The organism is Nonomuraea glycinis, from assembly GCF_014646515.1.
GTDB lineage: Bacteria > Actinomycetota > Actinomycetes > Streptosporangiales > Streptosporangiaceae > Nonomuraea > Nonomuraea glycinis.
Map to the genome: position 1 here is coordinate 35,299 of NZ_BMNK01000025.1, position 20,880 is coordinate 56,178.

The following is a 20,880-nucleotide window of genomic DNA, read 5'->3' on the forward strand; positions in this document are numbered from 1 at the left end:
TCACGGCAGCCGGCCGCCGAGCACGTCGCGCAGGGTGGCGGCGAAGGCCCGGGGGCGGAAGACGCTGCCGTTGTGGCCGCCGGGGAACTCGGCGTACGGGGTGCCGAGCTCTTCGGCGAGCAGGCGGGCGCAGCGGTGGGCCCAGATGTGCGCGGAGGCCTGGCCGACGGCGGGCACGATCCGGGTGGACGCCTCCTTCAGGGCGGCCAGGTCCAGCCGATGACGGCGCACCGCCGGGGCGTCATGGGTCAGGAAGTACTCCATGTTCGGCAGTCGCTCCGGGCCGAGTGGCATGAGCACCACGTCCGGCTCGCGGTCGGCGGGGTCGATGCCGGCGAAGGCCGCGAAGGTGAGCATCGCCGCTGAGGCGTCCGCCGCCTGGAAGGCGTCCTCGGCCCTCCGCTGGTCATCGCGGGCGCTCGTACGCTCGGGCTCGGGCAGCAGTTGGGTCGCGGGCGGCTCGTGCGCGACCAGGAGGCCGACCTGCTCGGGGTGGCGGGACACCAGCTCCAGGGAGATCAGCGCGCCGATGCTGCTGCCGAAGACGTACGCGGGCTCTGCCGTCAGGGCGGCGAGGAGCAGGTGGACGTCGTCGGCGTGGGTGGTGACGGTCGGCGACTGTGCCGGGTCGTGGACCGTGCTTCCGGACAGGCCGCGCCGATCGTAGGTGAGCACGGTGTAGGAGTCGGCGAGGTGGGCGGCGAGGTCGGCGCCGGCCGCCGCGTCCCCGTCGCCGCCGGCGATCAGCAGAAGCAGCGGGCCGTTGCCCCGTCGCAGGTAGCGCAGGCGGGCCCCGGGCACGTCCAGCGTGCCAACTCCATCTGATTCTAGATGCATCATATTTAAGATGTATCACGTATGTGGTGCATCATGGGACGCATGAACGGGCTGGAGCTGTTTCTCCTGGGACACAAGCTGATCAGGATCGGTCAGGACGCCATCCCCCGATCGGGGTTCCACGCGCTGACGAACAGCGCGCGGACGATCCTCGTCGACGTCTTCGAGCATCCGGGCAGCTCGATCAGGGAGGTCACCGAGCGCACCGGTTTCCCGCAGAGCCTGGTGTCCTCCTCGGTGGCCAGGTTCCGCGAGGACGGCCTGGTGGTCACCGAGACCGACCCCGCGGACCGGCGGCGGACCCTGGTGCGTCCCGCGCCCGGCGTACCGGAGAAGGGGCGGCGCAACGCCGAGAGCATGACCGTCGACGGCGCCCTGGCCGAGGCGCTGGGCGTGGAGGTGGCGGAGGTCGCCGACCTCGTCGCCACCCTGGACTCCCTCGCCCGCCGGCTGGCCGGCGCGCCGACCTGATGCAGGGTTGGGGGGAAGCAGCGCGCGGTTCTCAGGCCGGCGGCGCGACCTGATGGGTGGCGTTCATGGCCGCCTCTCATGGGTGAAGAGCCGAATCTCCATGTCGTCCGGGTCGATGATGCCGCCGATGAGCCAGCCCGTGCTGCCTTCGGCGATGCCGGAGTGCTCGACGCCGAGCGCGTCCAGGTGGCCGGCCCAGACGCGCAGGGCCTGCATGGTCGGCACGCCGAAGGACAGCGCGTTGAATCCGGCCAGGCCGGCGGCGCGCTGGGGGTCCTCGCGCAGGGCGAGGGTGAGGGTCCGGTTCGCGTCGATCAGGGCGACAGCACCCAGCACGCCGTCCTCGATGAACTCGATCGACACTTCGAGGCGAAGCACGCGCGTGTACCACTCCAGGCTCTTGCCCACATCCGAGACGGGCAGCCTGACATGGTGGAAGCCACCCAGAACAGGCATGATCACGCTCCTCTGTGTAGGGCCGTCCTGAAGTGATACCCAGACGCCGAGCGTTCCCGAGCGCGTCGATCGTTCGGAGGTCAGCTGTCGTGCCGCTCCATCGTGATGAGGACGGTCCCCCGGCTGAGGCCGGACTCGATCCGCCGATGCGCCTCGGCGGCCCGGGCCAGGGGGTAGCGCTCGTCGATGGCCGGCCTGATGTGTCCCGCCTCCGCGATCTCCACGAGGAAGCGCAGGTCCGCGGTTTTGTCGCCGTCCTTCCGCAGGCCGGTGAACGCGACGCCGGCCCGCTTGTCGCCGAACCACCGCGTCCACAGCGATTGGCGGAAGATCGCCGGTGAGGGCACGGTGGTCAGATAGACCCCGCCGCTCTTCAGGACGCGTTCGCACCGCGCGAACGAGCTCTTGCCGGCCGCGTCGAAGACGACGTCGTAGCTCCGGCTCGCGCGGGTGAAGTCCTCCGTGACGTAGTCGACGACCTCGTCGGCGCCGTAGGAGGCCACCAGATCCAGTTTGGCGGTGCTGCACACCCCGACGACCCGCGCTCCGAAGTGCTTGGCCAGTTGCACCGCCGCCAGCCCCACCTGCCCGGACGCTCCGTTGATGAGGATCTCCTGCCCCTGCCGGAGGTGCGCGTGGTCCCTGAGGAAGGGCAGCGCGGTCAGCACTCCCCCGCTGAGGGAGGCGGCCTCGTCGTAGGACAGGTTGGCTGGCGCCATGACCAGGGGCCCGTCCGCGGGCACGCGGACATATTCGGCGTGCGCGCCGAACGTGGCACCGGTGGCGCCCAGGACCCGGTCTCCTACGGCGAACCGGCTCACGTCCTTGCCGACCGCCACGACCTCCCCGGCGAAGTCGGCGCCCAGCGTCTTCGCCTTCGGCTTCGTGAGGCCGGTGAACAGCCGGGAGTATCTCGGCGTGCCCGCCCGGAAGGTGGCGTCCGCCGCCGACACCGGTGCCGCGCCCACCTTCACCAGCACGTCCTTGTCTCCGGGCTGCGGGGTTTCGACGTCTTCCACCCGGAGAACCTCGGGTAAGCCGTAGGTGTCGTAGATGGCGGCTCTCATGAGAAGCATCCTTTCGTTAGGGGCCGGCCTCGTCGCCGGGGTACTGGAAGACCTCGTCGAGCGGCACGTTGAACACTCTGGCGATCTGGAACGCCACTTCCAGCGAGGGTGAGTAACGCCCCTGCTCGATGGCGATGATGGTCTGCCGGGTCACCCCGACGCGGGCCGCCAGTTCGGCCTGCGTCATCTCCTCCCGGGTGAAGCGCAGGTAGCGGATCGTGTTGGTGATCTTGGTGGGCTTGGCCATGCCTAGAAGCCCCGGCGATAGGCGACGATCTTCACGATCGAGGAGACGAGCGCGTCGAGGACGAACGCCAGGTAGAGGGCGTTGGCGATCCAGAAGTGCGCGAATCCCGCCAGGGTCAGCAGGAGTGCGCCGGCGGCGCCCGCCGCGAGCACGAAGTAGCCGGCTTGGGTGCCGTACCGGAAGATGCCGACGTCGCGCTCGTCGCGGCGGTCGGCGCCCCTGGGCAGCAGGGTGCCGGCGACGATGTTCGCCAGGATTCCGGCACCGACGGCGATGAGCAGCGGCCGTACATAGGCGCCCTCCGCGGCCGAGGCGCCGGCCGGCTGCCCGAACACGATCACGGCGTAGACCGCGGGCACGACGGCCGCGATCACGGCGTAGACCCACGCCCGCTTCTCCTCGTACGACATGCCGTCCCCCGTGTAAAGAATCGTTGACACCCTCGAAATGTAAAGCCCACCGAACCTGATGTCAATAATCTTTAACTTGCCCGTTTGCCGCACCCCTTCAGACGAGATACCGTCATCATTTGAATGATGGGAACATCGGAATGAGGAGGAATGCCATGGACGGCGTACCGGAGATCGACCTGAGTGATCTCGGCGTGCTGGAGGATCCGCTCGCCGCCTACGGGCGCGCGCGGGAGCAGTCGCCGGTGGCCCGGCTCATCGCCCCCGGTTTCGGCACGATGTGGGCCGTGACCCGCCATGCCGACGCCAAGGCGATGCTGGCCGACCCCCGCTTCCGGCTGAGCTCGGCCAGCTTCATGCGCCCGGAGGTGCCCGAGGAGTACCTCGTCTACATGCGGACCATGCAGGAGATGGACGGCGCCGAGCACCTGCGCCTGCGCAGGCTGGTGGCGCCCGCGTTCACCCCGCGCCGCATCGCCTGGTTCCGGTCGCGGATCGAGCGGATCGTCGACGGCCTGATGGACGACCTGACCGCGGACGGAAGCCCGGTGGATCTGCTGGCCGACTTCGCACGGCCGCTGCCCATCGACGTGATCTGCGAGCTGGTCGGCATCCCCGAGGCCGACCGCGCCCAGTGGCGGGAGTACGGCGCGGCCGTCGCCTCGGGCTCAGGCGAGAAGCTGGCCAAGGCCATCCCCGGCATCATGGAGGGCGCGAAGCAGGCCATCGCCCGGCGGCGGCAGGAGCCCGGCCCCGACCTGATCTCCGACCTGATCCGGGTCCAGGAGGACGACGGCGACCGGCTGGGGGACGCCGAGCTCGTCACCTTGGTGTGGCAGCTCGTGCTGGCCGGGCAGACGCCGATCAACCTCATCGTCAACGCCGTCGCGACCCTGCTCACCCATCCGGACCAGCTCGGCGCGCTGCGCGCCGACCCCGCTCTCCTGCCCCGCGCGGTGGAGGAGCTGACCCGCTGGTGCGGGCCCCAACTGCTCGCCATCCCGCGCTTCCCGAGCGAGGACGTCGAGGTCGGCGGCGTGCCGATCCCCAAGGGCGTGCCCGTCACGGCCGCCATCGGGTGCGCCAACCGCGACCCGCGCGTCTATCCCGACCCCGACCGGCTCGATCTCCGCCGCGACCCCGAATCGTCAGGACATCTCGCGTACGCTCACGGCCCGCACTTCTGCCTCGGCGCCCCGCTGGCCAGGCTGGAGACGGAGGTCGCGCTCGGCGCGCTGCTGCGCCGCTTCCCCGGCCTCAGCCTCGCCTCTCCCTCGGCGCGCCTGCCCGATCCCGGCACCTGGCGCCTGGCGTCACTTCCCGTCACCGTCTAGCCCCCGCGGCGGCACCGGCCTGATCGCGGTGCGGAGAGCCGGTGTGCCCAAGGCGTCTCGACCGCCTGATGGCGGTGGTCGAGACGCGCCCAGGGAACCGCTTGGGCCGCGGGCGGCCGGGCGCCTGTCACATCATGAGGGCGACGTGCCGGCCGGCCTGCCACTCCACGGTCAGCACGGTGGCGTCGTCCTGGAGCCGCCCGTGCTGGTGCCGCAGGATCGACTGGATCAGCCGCCGCAGGGTCTCCGGCGCGGACATCCCGTCCGCCTCGTGCCGCACGATGAACTCGATGAACCGGTCCAGCCCGAACATCTCCCCCTCCGGGCTCTGGGCCTCGATGATGCCGTCGGTGTAGAAGAGCAGCCGGTCGCCGCGATGGAGCTGATAGCGCTCGATCCCGGACGGCGTTCCTATCCTGAACCCCATCGGGGGCGCGGGAACCTTGCTCTCCAGCGTGGCGGCCAGGCGGCCGTCGCGGATGACCAGCGGCGGGTGATGCCCGCGGTTGACCCAGGTGAGCTCACCGGTGGTCATGTCCAGATCGGCCAGGATGCCGGTGGCGAAGCGGGTCTGGCCGAACTGCTCGGCGATCGCCTCGTCGATCGCCTCGCTGGTGGTGAGCAGGTCCACCCCCTGGAGCCGGCTGTTGCGGCAGGCCCCCATGGCGATGGTCGCGGTCAGCCCGGACGTCAGGTCGTGGCCCATCGCGTCCAGGATCGTCAGGTGCAGGAGGTCCCCGGTGATGCCGTAGTCGAAGGCGTCGCCGCCCACCTGGTAGGCGGGTTCGAGCGCGCCGCCGAGCACCACCTTGTCGTTGGCGAAGCTGCCGTTCGGCAGGAGGTTCCACAGCACCTCGGCCGACAGGGTCATCGGCTCGGTGCGGACCAGCTGGGCGTAGGTGTCGCTGGAGTGGCGCTTGCTGACGACCATCAGGGAGAGGAGCGTGCCGAGGCGTTTCATCCGCCACTCGGTGGTCTCGTCCGAGCGGTGGGTGATCGCGCCGACCACCCCGACCCGTTCGGTGCCGTCGAGCAGCGGCGTCCACAGCCGCACCGCGTCCGGATCGTCGGCCTTGTTCAGCGGGGCTCTGACGAGCGTGATGTCGCGGAAGGCCCGACCGGCGACGGTGCCGTCGACGCGCAGCCGCGAGAGCGGCTCACCCGCCGCATCGGTCTGCCCGGGCAGGGGTACGAGAAACTCCGACTGCAGATCCGCCACGTAAATCTGGGTATTGGTGAAACCGGCGTAGCCGGCGTGCTGGGCGACCAGGGGGACGACGTCCTCCAGGGTCGCGGTGTGACTGGCCCGCAGGAGACCGCCGAGCATGCGTTCGCCGTCGCTCAGCATGCGGCACGCCTCCCTGCCGTGGTCATTTTCTTCCGGGTTGTCATACCCGGGGCCCCTGCTGTCACGCTCGTTTCCCGCCCTGTCTACCCTCCCGCCCCGGCGAGCGTCCCGGCGGCTTCACGTACGAGAAATGACACCACCCTCACCGGCGAGGAGAAGCTCAGAGCGGCCGTCCACGCAGGGGAGGCCGCGACCCCGTAGCCTTTGCTGATGCACATTGGGGTGAACGTTCCGAATTTCGGGCCAGGCGCCGATCCTGACACGCTGCGGCGCTGGGCGCAGACGGTCGAAGGGCTCGGCTACGACCTGCTCATGTTGTCCGATCACGTGGTGGTGACGCCAGATGTGGCCGAGCAGTATCCCGCGCCGTTCTATGAGCCTTTCACCACGCTGGCCTGGCTCGCCGGGATCACCCAGCGGGTCAAGCTCGGCACCACTGTGCTCATCGTCCCGTACCGGCATCCGCTGCTCGTCGCCCGGATGGCCGCCAACCTGCACCAGCTCAGCGGCAGGCGGCTGGTGCTGGGTGTGGGGGTCGGCTGGGCGCGGCAGGAGTTCGAGGCGCTCGACGTCCCGTTCAAGCAGCGTGGCAAGCTGACCGACGACCACATCGGGGCCATGCGCGCCGCCTGGGCCGACGAAGGCGACTACGGCCCCGGTCGCATCCCGATCTGGGTTGGCGGCAACAGCGACGCCGGGCTGCGCCGGGCGGTACGCCTGGGCGACGCGTGGCATCCGCTGCGCTTCACGTTGCCCTGGCTGCGTGGCGCGCTGGATCGGCTCAAGGTCATCGCCGACGAGCTGGAGCGCCCGGTGCCGCCGGTGGTCCCGCGCATCATCCTGCGGCTCACCACCACGCCGGTCACCGGGCCCGACCGGTCGGCCGGTGAGGGCACCATCGAGCAGATCCTCGACGACCTCGAACAGCTGCACGGGCTCGGCGCCGGCACCGTGGTCCTCGATCCCTTCAACGGCGACCCGCACGAGACCGGCCACCCCGAGGTGGCCTGGGAAGCTCTCGCGGCGGTCGCCGCCCACCGACCCCGAATGGAGACCTCATGAACCAGGACGACGAGCACTTCCTCCGCAGGGCCATCGAGCTGGCCACCTCCGCCAGGCAGGCCGGCAACCCGCCCTTCGGGTCGCTGCTGGTGAGCAAGGACGGCAAGGTGATCGCCGAGGAGCGCAACACCAGCCTCGCCGACTCCGACATCACCGCGCACCCCGAGCTGAAGCTCGCCCGATGGGCGGCACGCGAGCTCGACGCCGACGCCGCGGCCGGCACCACCATGTACACCAGCTGCCAGCCGTGCGGCATGTGCACGGGCGCCATCGAGCGCTCCGGCCTCGGTCGCGTCGTGTTCGCGCTCTCCGGCGAGCAGCTCAACGGTCTCAAGCCGGGCGGCGGCTTCCCGCAGGTCCCCCACGAGGGCCCGGCGCTCTACGAGGAGGCCCGCGCCGCGGTCGACGGCTACTACACCTGAGCCAGGACGGCTGTCGATTCGCGGGGCGGTCGTTCGTATAGAAGGTGAGAGCAAGGAGGACATCCGCGATGAAGCAGTATCTGCTCAGCATCTATCAGCCCGACGGCGACCCGCCGCCGCCCGAGGTCCTGGAGCCGGTGATGCGCGATCTCGCAGCGCTCAACGACGAGCTCCGGGCCGCGGGCGCCTGGGTCTTCGCCGCCGGGCTGCACCCGCCGGGCACCGCCACCGTGCTGCGCCCGCAGGCGGGCGAGGTGCTCATGACCGACGGGCCGTTCACCGAGGGTAAGGAGCACCTGGGCGGTTTCACCATCATCCAGGCGCCCGATCTCGACGCCGCTCTCGTGTGGGGCCGCAAGCTCGCCCGCGTCACGACGCTGCCGATCGAGGTGCGGCCGTTCCAGTGACGCCTCTCTCGGCGATCGAGAGCGTCTTCACCGAGGAGTACGGGCGCGCGGTCGCTGTCCTGGTCCGCGTCTTCGGCGACATCGACATCGCCGAAGAGGCGGTCCAGGACGCCTTCACCGTCGCCGTGCGCCGCTGGCCCGCCGAGGGGCTGCCGCCGAGCCCGGCGGGCTGGATCATCACCACCGCCCGCAACCGGGCCGTCGACCGCCTGCGGCGTGAGTCCTCCCGCGAGGACCGCCACGCCCAGGCCGCCCTGGTGTACGCCCGCGACGAACCCGTGGAGGAGGGGCCCGTGCGCGACGACCGGCTACGCCTGATCTTCACCTGCTGTCATCCGGCGCTCGCCCGGGCCGCCCAGGTCGCCCTGACGCTGCGGCTGCTGGGCGGGCTCACCACCGCCGAGATCGCCCGCGCCTTCCTGGTGCCGGAGCCGACCATGGCCCAGCGCCTGGTGCGCGCCAAGGGCAAGATCCGCGACGCCCGCATCCCGTACCGGATCCCGTACGAGGCCGACCTGCCCGACCGCCTCCAGGCCGTGCTGGCCGTCATCTACCTGATCTTCAACGAGGGTTACCTGGCCGGCTCCGGGGACCGGCCGGTCCGCGAGGAGCTGTGCGCCGAGGCCGTCCGACTCGGACGGCTCCTGGCCGAGCTCATGCCGGACGAGCCCGAGGTCACCGGGCTGCTCGCGCTCATGCTCCTCCTGGAGTCGCGCCGCCCCGCCCGCGTCTCGCCGGACGGCGACCTCGTCCTGCTCGCCGACCAGGACCCCGGCCTCTGGGACCGGGAGCTGATCGCGGAGGGCCGGCAGTTGGTACGGCGCTGCCTGCGCCGCGGCCGGCCCGGGCGCTACCAGATCCAGGCGGCCGTCAACGCCGTGCACAGCGAGCCGCCCACGGACTGGAGGCAGATCGTCCTGCTGTACGACCAGCTCATGGCGATCGCCCCGAGCCCGATCGTGGCACTCAACCGGGCCGTGGCGGTGGCCGAGGTCGACGGCCCGCAGGCCGCGCTCACTCTCGTCGACGACCTGGATCTCGGCGGTTACCACCTGTTCCACGCCATCCGCGCCGACCTGCTGCGCCGGCTGGATCGCGCCGAGGAGGCGGCGGCCGCCTACGACGCGGCCATCGCCGGCACCGCGAACGAGGCCGAGCGAGCCTTCCTGCGGCGCGCCCGGCAGGAGCTCGGCCGGGGGTCATCGGGTGTCGCTCTGTGATCAGGCGAGCTCAGGTCCTCTTCGTTGATCGTCGCGACCATGTCGCTGAGGTGGATGCCGCTACGGCTGTACGACATCAGGCACCGGTCAGAATACGAGCGCGTTGAGCCGCGCGTTACTACGCCCGCGTGGCGACTACCAGGGCAGTTCTCCGGTCTCGTCTTGGAAGGTTCCTGTCGGGCCGTCCACGTCGAGGGTGGCCAGGCGCACGACAGCTCTGGCGCTCTCCTCCGGCGATCTTCCGATCCCGAAGGCCGCGGTCATGTCGGTGGCTGTGGTGCCGGGCTCCAGCGCGTTGAACTTGATGCCGGGCTGGGACTTGGCGTACTGGACCGTCAGCATGGTCGCCGCCGCCTTGGACGCGGAGTAGAGCGCCAGCGGCAGGTGGAACTCGGGCCGGTCAGGGTTGTTCACCGCCCAGAACGATCCGGCGCTGCTCGATACGGTGACCACGGTGGGGTTCGAGGACTTGCGCAGCAAGGGGAGTGCCGCTTCTGTGACGCGTACGATTCCCACCGCGTTGGTGTCGAACGCCCGCAGGGCCGTGGGACCGTCGAGGAGTTCGTTCCCGAGGATGCCCGCGTTGTGAACCAGGACGTCGAGCTGTCCCTCGGCCGCACCGATCGTCGCCAGCGCGTTGCTCACCGAGGCGTCGTCGGTCACGTCGAGCTGCACGAACCGTGCGCCCAGGGCGGCTGCGGCCTTCTCGCCTCGCTCGATGTCGCGCGCACCGATGTAGACGGTGTGCCCCAGCTCCAGAAGTTGTTTGGCTGTCTCGAAACCGATGCCCTTGTTGGCCCCGGTGATCAGTGTGACGGTCATGGGTTCCCTCCCGCAGTGTGGCCGAGCGGACCGTTGGGTGCGACCGCTCTCTACCCCGACTTCCGCATCGATCGATGCGGAAATCCACCGTAGCACGTTCCGCAGCGATCACTTCGGAAGTCAGGGCCTGCGGCGCTGACCGCTATCCCGTGCCGGCGAGCCAGGCGGTCTCGCCCTGGTGGAACGCGTCGAGCTCGGCCCGCCGGTCGTCGCCGAGCAGGTCCTGACTCACCGTCACGCCGCGGGTCGACTGGATCCAGGTGAGGAACCGGTAGGACGGCCGAAGCCCAGCGAGCTGGGCCACGTCCACCGGGAGCGCCGCACCCGCGTGGACGGGGCGCAGCTCGTCGCGCTCCAGCAGGACCTCGAAGCTCATCAGCTTCCACCGTCCTTCGTCCCGAACGGCACGTGAGAAGAACCGGCAGTAGGCGTGGAAGTCGACCTCCACTCCCTCCACCGTGGTCCGGTTGAAGATCTTCGCCGGGCTCTCGACGGTCGCCCGGTCGCCTTCGACCCGCGCGTAGGCGGGGAAGACCCAGTGCTTGCTGTTCCCGGTCCGCTCCATCCACGTCTTCGTCGCCTCGACGTAGGCCTCGCCGCCGCGTCCGTCGTACCACGTGGTCCGGACGTAGGCGTCGTCGTGGAAGCAGTCACGCATCACGTCGAAGAGTCGCTGGTCGCGGGCGAAGCGTTCCCGCCTCACCAGGTCGAAGAGCTCCTCGCGGTCCAGGAGGACTGCCAGCCGTTCGCTGTGGTCAGGGTTCACCATGTCGTCCTCTCGTTCACTGCGGATAGCCGAGCACGGCCTTCACCTCGAGGTACTCCTCGAAGCCGAACCGCCCGAACTCTCGTCCGTTCCCGGACTGCTTGTAGCCGCCGAACGGCAGGCTGCGGTCGAACGGAGCGCCGTTGAGGTAGACGCGGCCCGCACGGATGCGGTTGGCGACCCTGCGGGCGCGGTCGGGGTCCTTCGACTGCACGAAGCCCGCCAGCCCGAACGGCGTGTCGTTCGCGATCTCGACGGCCTCGTCCTCGGTCTCGTAGAGCAGGATCGAGAGCACGGGGCCGAAGATCTCCTCGCGCGCGATCCGCATCTGTGGCGTGACGTCGCCGAACACGGTCGGGCGGACGTAGAACCCCTTGTCGAGCCCGTCGGGGCGCCCCGGGCCGCCGACCACGAGCGTCGCGCCCTCGTCGATCCCCGACTGCACGAGCGCGGTGATCTTCTCCAGCTGAGCCTGGCTCACCACGGGCCCCATCGTGGTCGACGGATCGAACGGGTCCCCGAGACGGACCTCCTCGACCGCCCGTCGCGCCGCGGCGTACGCCTCGTCGCGCTGAGAGCGGTGCACGAGCATCCGCGTGGGCGACTGACAGTTCTGGCCGCCGTTGGTGTAGCACGAGTGCACCCCGGCGACGACCGCGGACTCCAGGTCCGCGTCGGGCAGGATGATGTTGGCCGACTTGCCACCGAGCTCGAGCGCGACGCGCTTCACCGTGTCGGCCGCGAGCTTGGAGACCCTGATGCCGGCACCGGTCGAGCCGGTGAGCGAGACCAGGTCGATGTCGGGGTGCGCCGCGATGGCCTCACCGACCGTGGGACCGTCACCGTTGACGAGGTTGAACACGCCGGGCGGCAGCCCGGCGTCGTGGATGACCTCGGCGAGCACCATGGCGCTGAGCGGCGCGATCTCGCTGGGCTTGAGCACCACGGTGCATCCCGTGGCGAGGGCCGGGGCCACCTTCGACGCGACCTGGTTCAGCGGCCAGTTCCACGGCGTGATGAGACCGCAGACGCCGATCGGCTCGCGCCGCACGATCCCGGCTCCCATCTCCTCCTCGAAGGAGTAGTCCGCGAGCACGCGGGCCGCCTCCTCGAAGTGGAACAGCGCCACCGTGGCCTGGCGTTCCGTCGAGAACGTGATCGGCGCCCCCATCTCACGCGTCATCGTCCGGGCGATCTCGGGCAGCCGAGCCCGGAAGCCGGCGATGATCCGCTCGAGGTACTCCAGCCGTTGCTCCACGCTGACCTGCGAGTACGTGGCGAAGGCCGCGCGCGCCGCCGCCACCGCGCGGTCGACGTCCTCGGCCGTCCCGAGGCTGATCGTCGCGAACGTCTCCTCGGTCGCGGGGTCGAGGACGCCCAAGGTCCGCGGCGCGGCCGGATCGACCCACGCACCCCCGATGTAGAACTGGCGCCTAGTGGACATGTCGCTCTCCAACCTCCTGACAAGCGTGGTCACGGTGTCGCCACGGTGAGCGGGACGTCGACGCGCGAGCGGAGCTCGTGGAACGAGATCCCCCACGTCTCCCGGACGAGGATCTGGTCCCCCCCGGTGATCTCGAACGTGGCGAAGTCGGTATAGACCCGGTCCACGCACCGCAGCGCGGTGAGCGGATACGTGCATTCCTTGACGAGCTTCGGCTCGCCGGTCCTGGTGAACAGCGACATCAGCACGAAGACCTGCTTGGCGCCCACGGCGAGGTCCATCGCCCCGCCGACCGCCGGGATCGCGCCGGGCTCGCCGGTGTGCCAGTTGGCGAGATCCCCCGATGCCGAGACCTGGTAGGCGCCGAGGACGCACAGGTCGAGGTGGCCGCCTCGCATCATGGCGAACGAGTCGGCGTGGTGGAAGTACGAGGCGCCGGGCAGCTCGGTCACCGGGAACTTGCCGGCATTGATCAGGTCGGGATCGATCGCGTCGCCCGTCGCCGCCGGCCCCATGCCGAGCATGCCGTTCTCGGTGTGGAAGATGACCCCCGACTCCGGGGGAAGGTGGTCGCCGACGGTCGTGGGCTGACCTATGCCGAGGTTGACGTACGCCCCGCGGGGAATGTCGCGCGCGAGCACCCGGGCCATCTCGTCCCGTCCGAGCGGGCCACGGTCGGTGTGCTCGACGATGCTCGGAGACACCATGCTCATGACGACACCTGCACGATCCGGTCGACGTAGATGCCTGGGGTGACCACGGCCTCAGGATCCAGCGCTCCCGGCTCGACGAGGTGCTGCACCTGCACAATGGTGGTCGTCGCGGCCGTCGCCATGACGGGATTGAAGTTGCGTGCCGTCTTGCGGTAGACGAGGTTCCCGAGGGTGTCCGCGGTGTGGGCGCTGATGAGCGCGACGTCGGCGGCGATGGGCCGCTCGAGGACGTACGTCCGGCCGTCGATCTCGCGGGTCTCCTTTCCCTCCGCGAGGAGGGTCCCGGCTCCGGTGCGGGTGTAGAACCCGCCGATCCCGGCTCCGGCGGCGCGCATGCGCTCGGCCAGGTTCCCCTGCGGCACGACCTCGAGCTCGATCTTCCCGCTGCGGTACAGCTCGTCGAAGACCCAGGAGTCCGTCTGCCGGGGGAACGAGCACACGACCTTGCTCACCCGCCCGGCCGCGAGCAGCGCCGCGAGCCCGGTGTCCCCGTTGCCCGCGTTGTTCGACACGACGGTGAGGTCTCGCGCTCCCTGCCGGATCAACGCGTAGATCAGGTCGAACGGCATGCCGGTCGTGCCGAAGCCGCCGACCAGCACCGTCGAGCCGTCGGCGATGCCGCTGACCGCCTCGTCGACAGAGGTGCAGAGCAACGTCATGCGACGTTCTCCAGCACGACCGCCAAGCCTTGACCCACACCGATGCAGATGGCTGCCACGCCCCATCGTTCACCGGACTCCACGAGCCGCGCCGCGAGGGTCCCGAGAATGCGTCCGCCCGAGGCACCCAGTGGGTGCCCGATGGCGATCGCCCCGCCCTTGGCGTTGACGACCTCGGCGTCCCGCAGCCCGAGCTTGAGCCAGGCGTCGACACAGGCGATCGACTGGACGGCGAACGCCTCGTTCAGCTCGACGGCGCCGATGTCGTCCCAGGTGATGCCCGCCCGCTCGAGCGCGCCGTTGGCGGCCTCGACCGGGGCGTAGCCGAACTGCTGCGGCTCCAGCGCCGCCCAGCCGCGACCGGCGATCCGCGCGACCGGGTCACGACCGATGGTCGCGGCCGCGCTCGCCGAGCCCAGCAGGACCGCGCTGGCGCCGTCGTTCAACGGTGAGCAGTTGCCGGCGGTGATCGTCCCGTCGGGCCGGAACGCCGGCTTCAGCTTTGCCAGCGCCTCGAGCGAGGTGCCGGCACGGATGCTCTCGTCCTGGCCCAGGTCGGTGCCGGGGACGGGCACCACGAGGTCGTCGTAGAAGCCCTTCTTCCACGCCTCCGCCGCGAGGCGGTGCGAGCGAGCGCCGAACTCGTCCTGCCGCTCGCGCGAGATCGAGAACTTCTCCTGCAGCTGCTCGTTGCACTCGCCCAGCGAGACCGTCCACTCGGCGGGCATCCGCTCGTTCACCAGACGCCAGCCCAGCGTCGTGGAGACGGCGGTGACGTCGCCTGCCGGGAACCGGCGCGACGGCTTCGGCAGGACCCACGGCGCCCGCGTCATCGACTCGACGCCTCCGGCGATCGCGATCTCCGCGTCGCCGACCTCGATCATGCGTGCGGCCATCATGGCGGCGTCCAGCGACGAGCCGCAGAGCCGGTTCACCGTGGTGGCGGGCACCGAGACGGGCATGCCCGCCAGCAGCACGGCCATCCGGCCGACGTTGCGATTGTCCTCGCCGGCGCCGTTGGCGTTGCCCCAGAACACGTCGCCGACCAGGCCGGGATCCAGGCCCGGCGAGCGGTCCAGAAGTCCCTTCAGCGCGGTCGCGGCCAGATCGTCGGTCCTCGTGTCGGCCAAGGCTCCGTTGAACCGGCCGAACGGGGTCCGGGCCGACGCGTACACGAATGAGCTGCCCATTCGGGTCGTCTCCACTTCCTGCCCCATCTTTAGGAGGCGTTCTTCGCTTGCTTGCGGATGTCGTCGTAGGAGAAGTCGTTGATGGCCTTGAGCAGGTCGGTCGTATAGATCTCCGTCGCCGGGAACGACTTGCCCACGAGCCCGGCGGAGGCCATGAACTCGACCATCCCGGTTGCCGCCTTCGGATCGATCCGGCCCCAGTCGCCGTCCTCGACCCCCTGGTCGGCCAGCCGCACCTTGAGGATCTTGACCTGGGACGCCATCGCGTCCTTCTCAGGTCCGGTGCCCCGGGCCTCCGGGTGGAGCTTCCACAGGTCGCGGATCGCAGCCTCGGGGTTGGCCTGGGCGAAGGCGAAGCCCTTCGCGATAGCGCGGCCGAACCGCTCCAGGACGTCCTTCCTCTCGTCGATCGTCTTCCGCGTCGCGGCGAACCCGCCGCCCCAGATGCTGGCGGTCTGGGGCACCGGCAACGGGGTGAGCTGGATTCCCGCGTCCTCGACGATCGCGTACTGGGTGTCCCAGAGGGCCAGCGCGTCGACCTGGCCGCTCTTGATGGCGTTGATCTGCTGGGCGCCGGCGCCGATCGGCACCAGGCCGGCGGCGTTGTCGCTCAGCCCGTTGAGCTCCAACGCGGTCCGGGCGAACGTCCCGCCCGAGCTGGCCACCGCGGTCACCCCGATCTTCTTGCCCTTCAGGTCCGCGATGCTGCGCACATTCGAGCCCTGGGGCAGCTGCAGGCTGTAGATCCAGTGCGGGTAGTACGACGCGAAGTAGACCAGGCCCAGGTTCTTGGCGTGACCGATCGCGACCGGCTCACCGGTCATCAGTCCGATGTCGGCGCCGCCGGCGGCCAGCTGCTGCGCCGACTGCGTGCCGGAGGGGAACAACTGGACCTTGACGTCGAGCCCCTCGTCCTTGAAGTAGCCCTCGGCCTCGGGGACCGCCAAGGTGGTGTAGCCGGAGTTCCAGCTGGGCGCGCTCAGGGCGAACGTGACGGTGTCGAGGCCGTCGCCGCCCGCCGAGTCGCCCCCCTCCGAACCGCATGCGCCCAGCGTGGCCACCACGAGGATGCCTGCCAACAGGCCGGTCAAGCTCTTGAGTCGTCTCGTCATCCTCGGTCATTCCCCATCGAAGCTCGTGATCGCGTCTGTAGTCGTCGTGTTGTGCCAGTGCGGGAGGACGTGCCGCCCGACGAGGTCGAGCGTGTGGCGGGCGACCTCCGGCGGCGTGCCGAACGGGGCGACCCGCAACTGGACGGACGTTACCCCCGCCCGGACGTACCGGGCGATCGTCGCGTCGATCTCGTCGGGCGTGCCCACCATGGGGAGCTCGAGCTCAGCGGGGCCGTTCGCACCCATCCATGAGCCCCGCTCGGTGTAGTAGTCGGTCGCGGCCTTCAGGTGGCGCGCGGCGAGCTCGCGGGCGGTGGCGGCATCCTCGTGGACGACGCAGAACCTGGTGGTGGCGACCACTCCCCCCGTCCCGCCCGGCCGGCCGCCGCGATACGACCAGTAGGCGGCCGACTGCTTGATCAACAGGTCGTCGCAGTAGTTCGTCGCGCCGTAGAATCCGTCGGCGAGCGTCGCGGCACGACCGGCCGAGGCGGCCACCTTGCCGCCCACCAGGATCCGCGGCCCGCCGCGCCGCACCGGGGGCGGGATCGCCACCGGCGAGTCGGTGCCCGCGTCGGCGGACCAGGCGTCGCGCAGCAGCTTCAGCGTGGCGTCGAAGGCCGCGCCGGCCGGACCTGACGCGGGCAGCCCGGCCCGTCGGGCGATCTCCGGGCTGCCGAGCCCGAGGCCGAGGGTGAGCTTCCCACCGCACAGCTGGTCGAGCAGCGCGGCCTCGTAGGCCAGTTTCTCCGGACTGTACGCGCGCAGGAGCAGCACCGCTGATCCCAGCGCCAGGGACGTCCGTCCGGCCAGATGTCCCAGGACCATCAGGACGGACGGGAGGTGGAACGGCTGAGAGGCCGCGTGGTAGCTCTCACCCACCCACGCGGAGTCGAAACCTTGCTGCTCCGCGCGGGCGAGCATCGTGACCGTGCGATCCACCTGCGGGCGGACCGGCTCCTGGGAGCTCAGGTCGAGCGCGATTCCCAGCCGCATTCAGCTGGCGCTCTCTGCTTGCTTGACGACGTCCTCGTGATTGAAGTTGTTGAACGCCTTGAACATCGCGTCGGTGTAGATGTCCTTCGCGGGGAACTTCTTGATCAGTCCGGCCGTGGCCATGAAGTCGAGCGAACGGGTGAACGCGGCGTCGTCGATCCGGCCCAGGGTCTTGTCGTCGAAGCCCTGTCCGTCCAGGCGGACCTGGAGGACCTTGACCCCGTCGGCCAGCGCCTTCTCCTCCGGGTCTGACCCGCGGGTCTCCGGGTGGAGCTTCCACAGGTCGCGGACCGCGGCCTCGGGGTTGGCCTTGGAGAAGACGAACGCCTTCGCCACCGCACGACCGAACCGTTCGAGGACGTCCTTCTTGGCCTCGAGGTTCTTCCGGGTCGTCGCGAAGCCGCCGCCCCACGCGTCCGCCGTCTCCTTGACCGGAAGCGGCGTCAGGGTGACGCCGGCGTTCTTGACGCTCTGGTACTGGATGTCCCAGAGCGCCAGCACGTCGACCTGGCCGCTCTTGATGGCGTTGATCTGCTGGGCGCCGGCACCGATCGGCACCAGGCTGGCGGCGTTCTCGCTCATCCCGTTGAGCTTCATCGCGGTCCGGGCGAACGTCGCGCCGGAGCTCGCGACCGCGGAGACGCCGATCTTCTTGCCCTTCAGGTCGGCGATGCTCTTCACGGCCGAACCGTCCGGCACCTGCAGGCTGTAGATCCACTTCGCCCAGTAGGAGCTGAAGTAGGCCAGGTTCAGGTCCTTGTCGTGCCCGATGGCCACGGGCTCGACCGTCATGAGGCCGAGGTCGGCCCCGCCGCCGGCGACCTGCTGCGCCGCCTGGGTGGCCGACGGGAACAGGTTGGTCGTGACCTTCAGACCCTCCTGCTCGTAGAAGCCCTCGGCCTCCACGACGGCCATGACCGCGTAGCCGGCGTTCCAGCTAGGGGACGCCATCGCGAACGTCACCGGCGTCAGCTTGCCGCCGACCTGGGCCGAGTCGCCGGATCCGCTGTCGGAACCGCACGCACTCAGCGTTACGGTCGCGCACAGGAGGGCGACCGCACCACTAACGACTTTCACTGCTCGTCCGGTCTTCACGATGGAACCTGCCTCTTACTGGTTGGGGAGTGGGTAGGTGTCTTCGTTGAGCACGCGGCCCGGCTGCAGGGAGAAGTCCAGACGCGGCGGGCAGAAGATGTCGATCAGCTGGTTGGTCCCCGAGCCCACGGCCTCGCTGGTGTGCAGCATGGGCGGAGGGATCACGGCCACCGAAGGACTGCCGCACCGCAGGTGCCGGTCCTCGCGCCACTCGGTGCGACGCTTGGACCACGGGGTCCGCAGGTGGTGGACGTACTCCCCCTCCACGGCGAGCGAGCACTGCTCGAAGTCGTCGTGGTCGTGCGGCGAGAGGGTGTTCGGATCACGCGGGCCGATCCTGGGCGCAAGGAAGTTGATCATGAAGGTGCTGCACCGCACGATCTGGCCCGGGCGGATGGCGTCCTGCGTAACCTGCAGGTCGGCCAGCCGGTAGGGCCGGATGCGATAACCCTCCGGCGGGTCCGGCCACGGCTCGAACGGCTTGGTGTTCGGGTGCGGGTCCGCGTACGCATCCCGGTTGCGCGCCTTGTCCAGCAGGTCGGTGGAGCGGGAGCTGAACAGCCGTACGACGGTGCAGTCGGCGACGCCGGAGATCGTGCTGGCGCCCGGCGGGACCATCACCACGGCCTTGCCCGAGACCGGCTCGACCTCCCCCGGCGCACGGACCTCGACGCTGCACTCCTCGTAGGGGAGGATCAGGACGTACTCGTCCGGCTGATCACTCCGCTCCAGCACGTCGCCGGCGACCAGCGTCGTGTGGGCGAGCACGAAGTTGTGTCCGCGGAAGTACCACGTCGACGATCCGCCAGGGGTCGTCTCGTCGGGATCGCCCGTACCGAGGTCGGAGAACTCCACGTCGGGCGGGGTGGCCAGGGTGGTCATCGTCTGTCCTTTCTGGTCAGCGGCAAGATGCCGGTTCAGTCGTCCAGGCCGAGCAGGAAGGCCGGGTTGTCGCAGAAGACCTGCCGCAGCGACCTCTCGTCCAGGCCGAGGTCCAGCAGCGCGGTCGCGACGCGGATGTAGGAGTCCACCGGCAGCGGCCGATCCTTCTGACCGAGGTCGGAGGCGATCACGGTGTGCTCGGGGCCGATCTTCTCGATCCAGTCCAGGAGGATCTTCGGGTCCCACTTCTTGGTCCCCTCGGGGTCGTAGAAGCCGGTCTCGTGCTCGATGAACGCTCCGTAGCCGATGAGCTCACGGCACTTCGCCTCGTCCGCGCCGATGACGTAGTCCGGATGGTTGAGCAGCATCCGGGTGACACCCTTGTCCTTGGCCGCGGCGAACAGCTGGGTGATCGACTCGGTCTCCATGTGACCGCCGGTCACCATCGCGCCGGTCTCCTTCACCAGGTCGAGCACCTCGTAGACCTCGGGGATGAGCTCACCGTTCTCCTGGTGGACGTCGACCCGGGACGACGGCACCTCGACGCTCGCCGTGGGGAAGCCGACGCCCTCCGGATGGCAGTCGATGTGCCGGCCGGCCGAGAATGTCGGAAACCACACGGCCTTGCCCCCCATACGCAGGCACATGGCCACCGCCTGGGGGTTGATGCCGCCGATCATGCTGTTCAGGGTGATGCCGCCGAAGACCGGGGTTTTGATCTTCGCCAGCCGGTCGCTCATCGAGAGCAGGTCCATCACGGTGTTGTGGTGGTGGGACTTCACCAGCACGCCCCTCATGCCGAGCCGCTCGCCGTCCTTGCCGGCCTCGGCATGGTCGATGCGTCGAGGAAACGGGTTCGGGCCGGAATGGCAGTGCAGGTCAACGCAGCCGTTCAGCAGTTTGATGATGGCGGGCGAGTCAGTCATGAAGTCTCCGGGTGTCGACAGGGTTCACATCACCGTTCGCATCACAGACTGGAAGTTCACTATCCGGTCTGTCAATAGGGTGCGTTCGGAAACACTTTCGCGAAACCCGAGGAAAACCTTGCAGCAAGACGCAGGGCACGCTTACTCTCTGTCCGTACTGCGAACCGCGAGAACTCTTTTTTGGGACATCCAACGCGACGGGGTGGGGGCCTATGACGGAGCACCAGGACGAAAAACCGGTGGCTGCTCGCGAGCAGGACATCCAGGCGGTGAGCCGGACCGCACAGATCCTCGGACTGTTCGGTCCAGAGACTCCGGAGCTCTCCGTCGCGGAGACTACCCGCCGGCTCGGTCTGAACCGGACCACGGCGCACCGCTACTTCAGCTCGATGATCAGCTCCGGCCTGCTCGAACGCGTGGAGGACTCCGCACTCGTCCGTCCCGGACGGTCGATCCTGCAGCTCGGCAGCTTCACGCTGGGAAAGCAGCGCATCATGCAGATGGCGCCGGCCTACATGCGCGAGCTCTCGCTCGAGATAAAGATCAGCACCGTGCTGTCGCTGTGGGGCACCTCCGGCCCGGTAGTCTCGCTGGTGGAGGAGGCCGACCATCCCACCGTGGTGACAGTGCGCGTGGGCTCGCAGCTCGCCCTGGACTCCTCGCAGGCCAAGGTCTTCCTGGCCTTCCTCCCCGACCAGTTCCACGCCGACCGACTCACCGGCAGCCTCCCCGAGCCCCAGCGCACCGAGACTCGCCGTCGTATCGAGGCGATCCGACAGGCCGGCATGAGCAGCTACGTCAACAACCGCGGCATCTGCGTCGTCGCGGCGCCGGTGTTCGCGGCGGCCGGGATCTGCGCCACGATCGCGGCCGTCGGCACCGAGCGGATGCTGCCGGAGGCGCTGGACTCCCGAGAGGCCACGGCGTTGAAGGCCGCCTGCAAGCGACTGACCAAGGAGATGGGCGGCACGTGGCCCGAGGCGACCGACTGATC

The 20,880-nt window shown here is 69.7% G+C and carries 24 protein-coding genes; 7 read left to right on the forward strand and 17 right to left on the reverse strand.

The features are described from left to right. Positions 1-801, reverse strand: a complete 801-nt coding sequence (locus IEY87_RS42720) for an alpha/beta fold hydrolase (RefSeq protein ID WP_229699459.1) — start codon at positions 799-801, stop codon at positions 1-3. A gap of 78 nt (positions 802-879) precedes the next feature. Between IEY87_RS42720 and IEY87_RS42725 the strand changes: the two genes are divergently transcribed. Further along, the gene (locus tag IEY87_RS42725; RefSeq protein WP_189144606.1) at positions 880-1,308 is read left to right on the forward strand and encodes a MarR family winged helix-turn-helix transcriptional regulator; all 429 of its coding nucleotides are present in this window, start codon (positions 880-882) and stop codon (positions 1,306-1,308) included. Between the two features lie 63 nt (positions 1,309-1,371). On the opposite strand, the gene IEY87_RS42730 is transcribed toward IEY87_RS42725, so the two are convergent. From IEY87_RS42730 to IEY87_RS42745, 4 genes are all read right to left on the reverse strand, one after another. Further along, positions 1,372-1,764, reverse strand: coding sequence for a VOC family protein (locus tag IEY87_RS42730; protein WP_189144607.1), 393 nt, complete (start codon positions 1,762-1,764; stop codon positions 1,372-1,374). Positions 1,765-1,844: 80 nt separating this feature from the next. Further along, complete coding sequence (locus IEY87_RS42735; RefSeq protein ID WP_189144608.1) at positions 1,845-2,831, reverse strand: NAD(P)-dependent alcohol dehydrogenase; 987 nt, start codon at positions 2,829-2,831, stop codon at positions 1,845-1,847. Positions 2,832-2,847: 16 nt separating this feature from the next. Beyond that, positions 2,848-3,078 carry a helix-turn-helix transcriptional regulator gene (locus tag IEY87_RS42740; protein WP_189144609.1) on the reverse strand — a complete coding sequence of 77 codons (231 nt, stop codon included), beginning with the start codon at positions 3,076-3,078 and terminating at the stop codon, positions 2,848-2,850. Between the two features lie 2 nt (positions 3,079-3,080). Beyond that, positions 3,081-3,518, reverse strand: coding sequence for a hypothetical protein (locus tag IEY87_RS42745; RefSeq protein ID WP_189144610.1), 438 nt, complete (start codon positions 3,516-3,518; stop codon positions 3,081-3,083). Positions 3,519-3,643: 125 nt separating this feature from the next. Between IEY87_RS42745 and IEY87_RS42750 the strand changes: the two genes are divergently transcribed. Further along, on the forward strand, positions 3,644-4,822 hold the full coding sequence (locus tag IEY87_RS42750) for a cytochrome P450 family protein (RefSeq protein ID WP_189144611.1): 1,179 nt from the start codon (positions 3,644-3,646) through the stop codon (positions 4,820-4,822). A gap of 127 nt (positions 4,823-4,949) precedes the next feature. On the opposite strand, the gene IEY87_RS42755 is transcribed toward IEY87_RS42750, so the two are convergent. Next, complete coding sequence (locus IEY87_RS42755; RefSeq protein ID WP_189144612.1) at positions 4,950-6,170, reverse strand: PP2C family protein-serine/threonine phosphatase; 1,221 nt, start codon at positions 6,168-6,170, stop codon at positions 4,950-4,952. Between the two features lie 210 nt (positions 6,171-6,380). On the opposite strand from IEY87_RS42755, the gene IEY87_RS42760 reads away from it, so the two are divergent. From IEY87_RS42760 to IEY87_RS42775, 4 genes are all read left to right on the forward strand, one after another. Then, on the forward strand, positions 6,381-7,232 hold the full coding sequence (locus IEY87_RS42760) for an LLM class flavin-dependent oxidoreductase (protein ID WP_189144613.1): 852 nt from the start codon (positions 6,381-6,383) through the stop codon (positions 7,230-7,232). After that, positions 7,229-7,654: a nucleoside deaminase gene (locus IEY87_RS42765; RefSeq protein ID WP_189144614.1), complete on the forward strand. Its 426-nt coding sequence runs from the start codon at positions 7,229-7,231 to the stop codon at positions 7,652-7,654. The genes IEY87_RS42760 and IEY87_RS42765 overlap by 4 nt, the downstream gene beginning before the upstream one ends. A gap of 68 nt (positions 7,655-7,722) precedes the next feature. Continuing rightward, entirely contained in the window at positions 7,723-8,061 is a 339-nt protein-coding gene (locus IEY87_RS42770; RefSeq protein ID WP_189144615.1) for a YciI family protein, read from the forward strand. After that, a complete protein-coding gene (locus IEY87_RS42775) occupies positions 8,058-9,281 on the forward strand; it encodes an RNA polymerase sigma factor (RefSeq protein ID WP_189144616.1) in 1,224 nt (407 codons plus the stop codon). The genes IEY87_RS42770 and IEY87_RS42775 overlap by 4 nt, the downstream gene beginning before the upstream one ends. 135 nt (positions 9,282-9,416) lie before the next feature. Here the strand turns inward: IEY87_RS42775 and IEY87_RS42780 are convergent, their stop codons facing one another. The 11 genes from IEY87_RS42780 to IEY87_RS42830 all read right to left on the reverse strand — a co-directional run bounded on the left by IEY87_RS42780 (position 9,417) and on the right by IEY87_RS42830 (position 19,886). Beyond that, entirely contained in the window at positions 9,417-10,103 is a 687-nt protein-coding gene (locus IEY87_RS42780) for an SDR family NAD(P)-dependent oxidoreductase (protein WP_189144617.1), read from the reverse strand. A 142-nt stretch (positions 10,104-10,245) separates the two neighbouring features. Next, entirely contained in the window at positions 10,246-10,872 is a 627-nt protein-coding gene (locus IEY87_RS42785) for a nuclear transport factor 2 family protein (protein WP_225277269.1), read from the reverse strand. A gap of 13 nt (positions 10,873-10,885) precedes the next feature. After that, the gene (locus tag IEY87_RS42790; protein WP_189144618.1) at positions 10,886-12,313 is read right to left on the reverse strand and encodes an aldehyde dehydrogenase family protein; all 1,428 of its coding nucleotides are present in this window, start codon (positions 12,311-12,313) and stop codon (positions 10,886-10,888) included. 29 nt (positions 12,314-12,342) lie between these two features. Beyond that, positions 12,343-13,026 (reverse strand): 3-oxoacid CoA-transferase subunit B, encoded by a 684-nt coding sequence (locus IEY87_RS42795; protein ID WP_308112954.1) that lies wholly within the window; start codon positions 13,024-13,026, stop codon positions 12,343-12,345. Further along, positions 13,023-13,685, reverse strand: coding sequence for a 3-oxoacid CoA-transferase subunit A (locus IEY87_RS42800; RefSeq protein ID WP_189144619.1), 663 nt, complete (start codon positions 13,683-13,685; stop codon positions 13,023-13,025). The genes IEY87_RS42795 and IEY87_RS42800 overlap by 4 nt, the downstream gene beginning before the upstream one ends. Then, the gene (locus IEY87_RS42805; RefSeq protein WP_189144620.1) at positions 13,682-14,875 is read right to left on the reverse strand and encodes a thiolase family protein; all 1,194 of its coding nucleotides are present in this window, start codon (positions 14,873-14,875) and stop codon (positions 13,682-13,684) included. The genes IEY87_RS42800 and IEY87_RS42805 overlap by 4 nt, the downstream gene beginning before the upstream one ends. Before the next feature lie 29 nt (positions 14,876-14,904). Further along, the gene (locus tag IEY87_RS42810) at positions 14,905-15,987 is read right to left on the reverse strand and encodes an ABC transporter substrate-binding protein (protein WP_225277270.1); all 1,083 of its coding nucleotides are present in this window, start codon (positions 15,985-15,987) and stop codon (positions 14,905-14,907) included. Positions 15,988-15,993: 6 nt separating this feature from the next. Continuing rightward, positions 15,994-16,983: an LLM class flavin-dependent oxidoreductase gene (locus tag IEY87_RS42815; protein WP_189144621.1), complete on the reverse strand. Its 990-nt coding sequence runs from the start codon at positions 16,981-16,983 to the stop codon at positions 15,994-15,996. Beyond that, on the reverse strand, positions 16,984-18,060 hold the full coding sequence (locus tag IEY87_RS42820) for an ABC transporter substrate-binding protein (RefSeq protein WP_189144622.1): 1,077 nt from the start codon (positions 18,058-18,060) through the stop codon (positions 16,984-16,986). 33 nt (positions 18,061-18,093) lie between these two features. Then, positions 18,094-18,960 carry a cupin domain-containing protein gene (locus IEY87_RS42825; RefSeq protein WP_189144623.1) on the reverse strand — a complete coding sequence of 289 codons (867 nt, stop codon included), beginning with the start codon at positions 18,958-18,960 and terminating at the stop codon, positions 18,094-18,096. A gap of 35 nt (positions 18,961-18,995) precedes the next feature. Further along, on the reverse strand, positions 18,996-19,886 hold the full coding sequence (locus IEY87_RS42830; protein WP_189144624.1) for a DUF6282 family protein: 891 nt from the start codon (positions 19,884-19,886) through the stop codon (positions 18,996-18,998). Positions 19,887-20,098: 212 nt separating this feature from the next. On the opposite strand from IEY87_RS42830, the gene IEY87_RS42835 reads away from it, so the two are divergent. Further along, positions 20,099-20,878, forward strand: a complete 780-nt coding sequence (locus IEY87_RS42835; protein WP_189144625.1) for an IclR family transcriptional regulator — start codon at positions 20,099-20,101, stop codon at positions 20,876-20,878. The last annotated feature ends 2 nt before the right edge of the window (positions 20,879-20,880 follow it).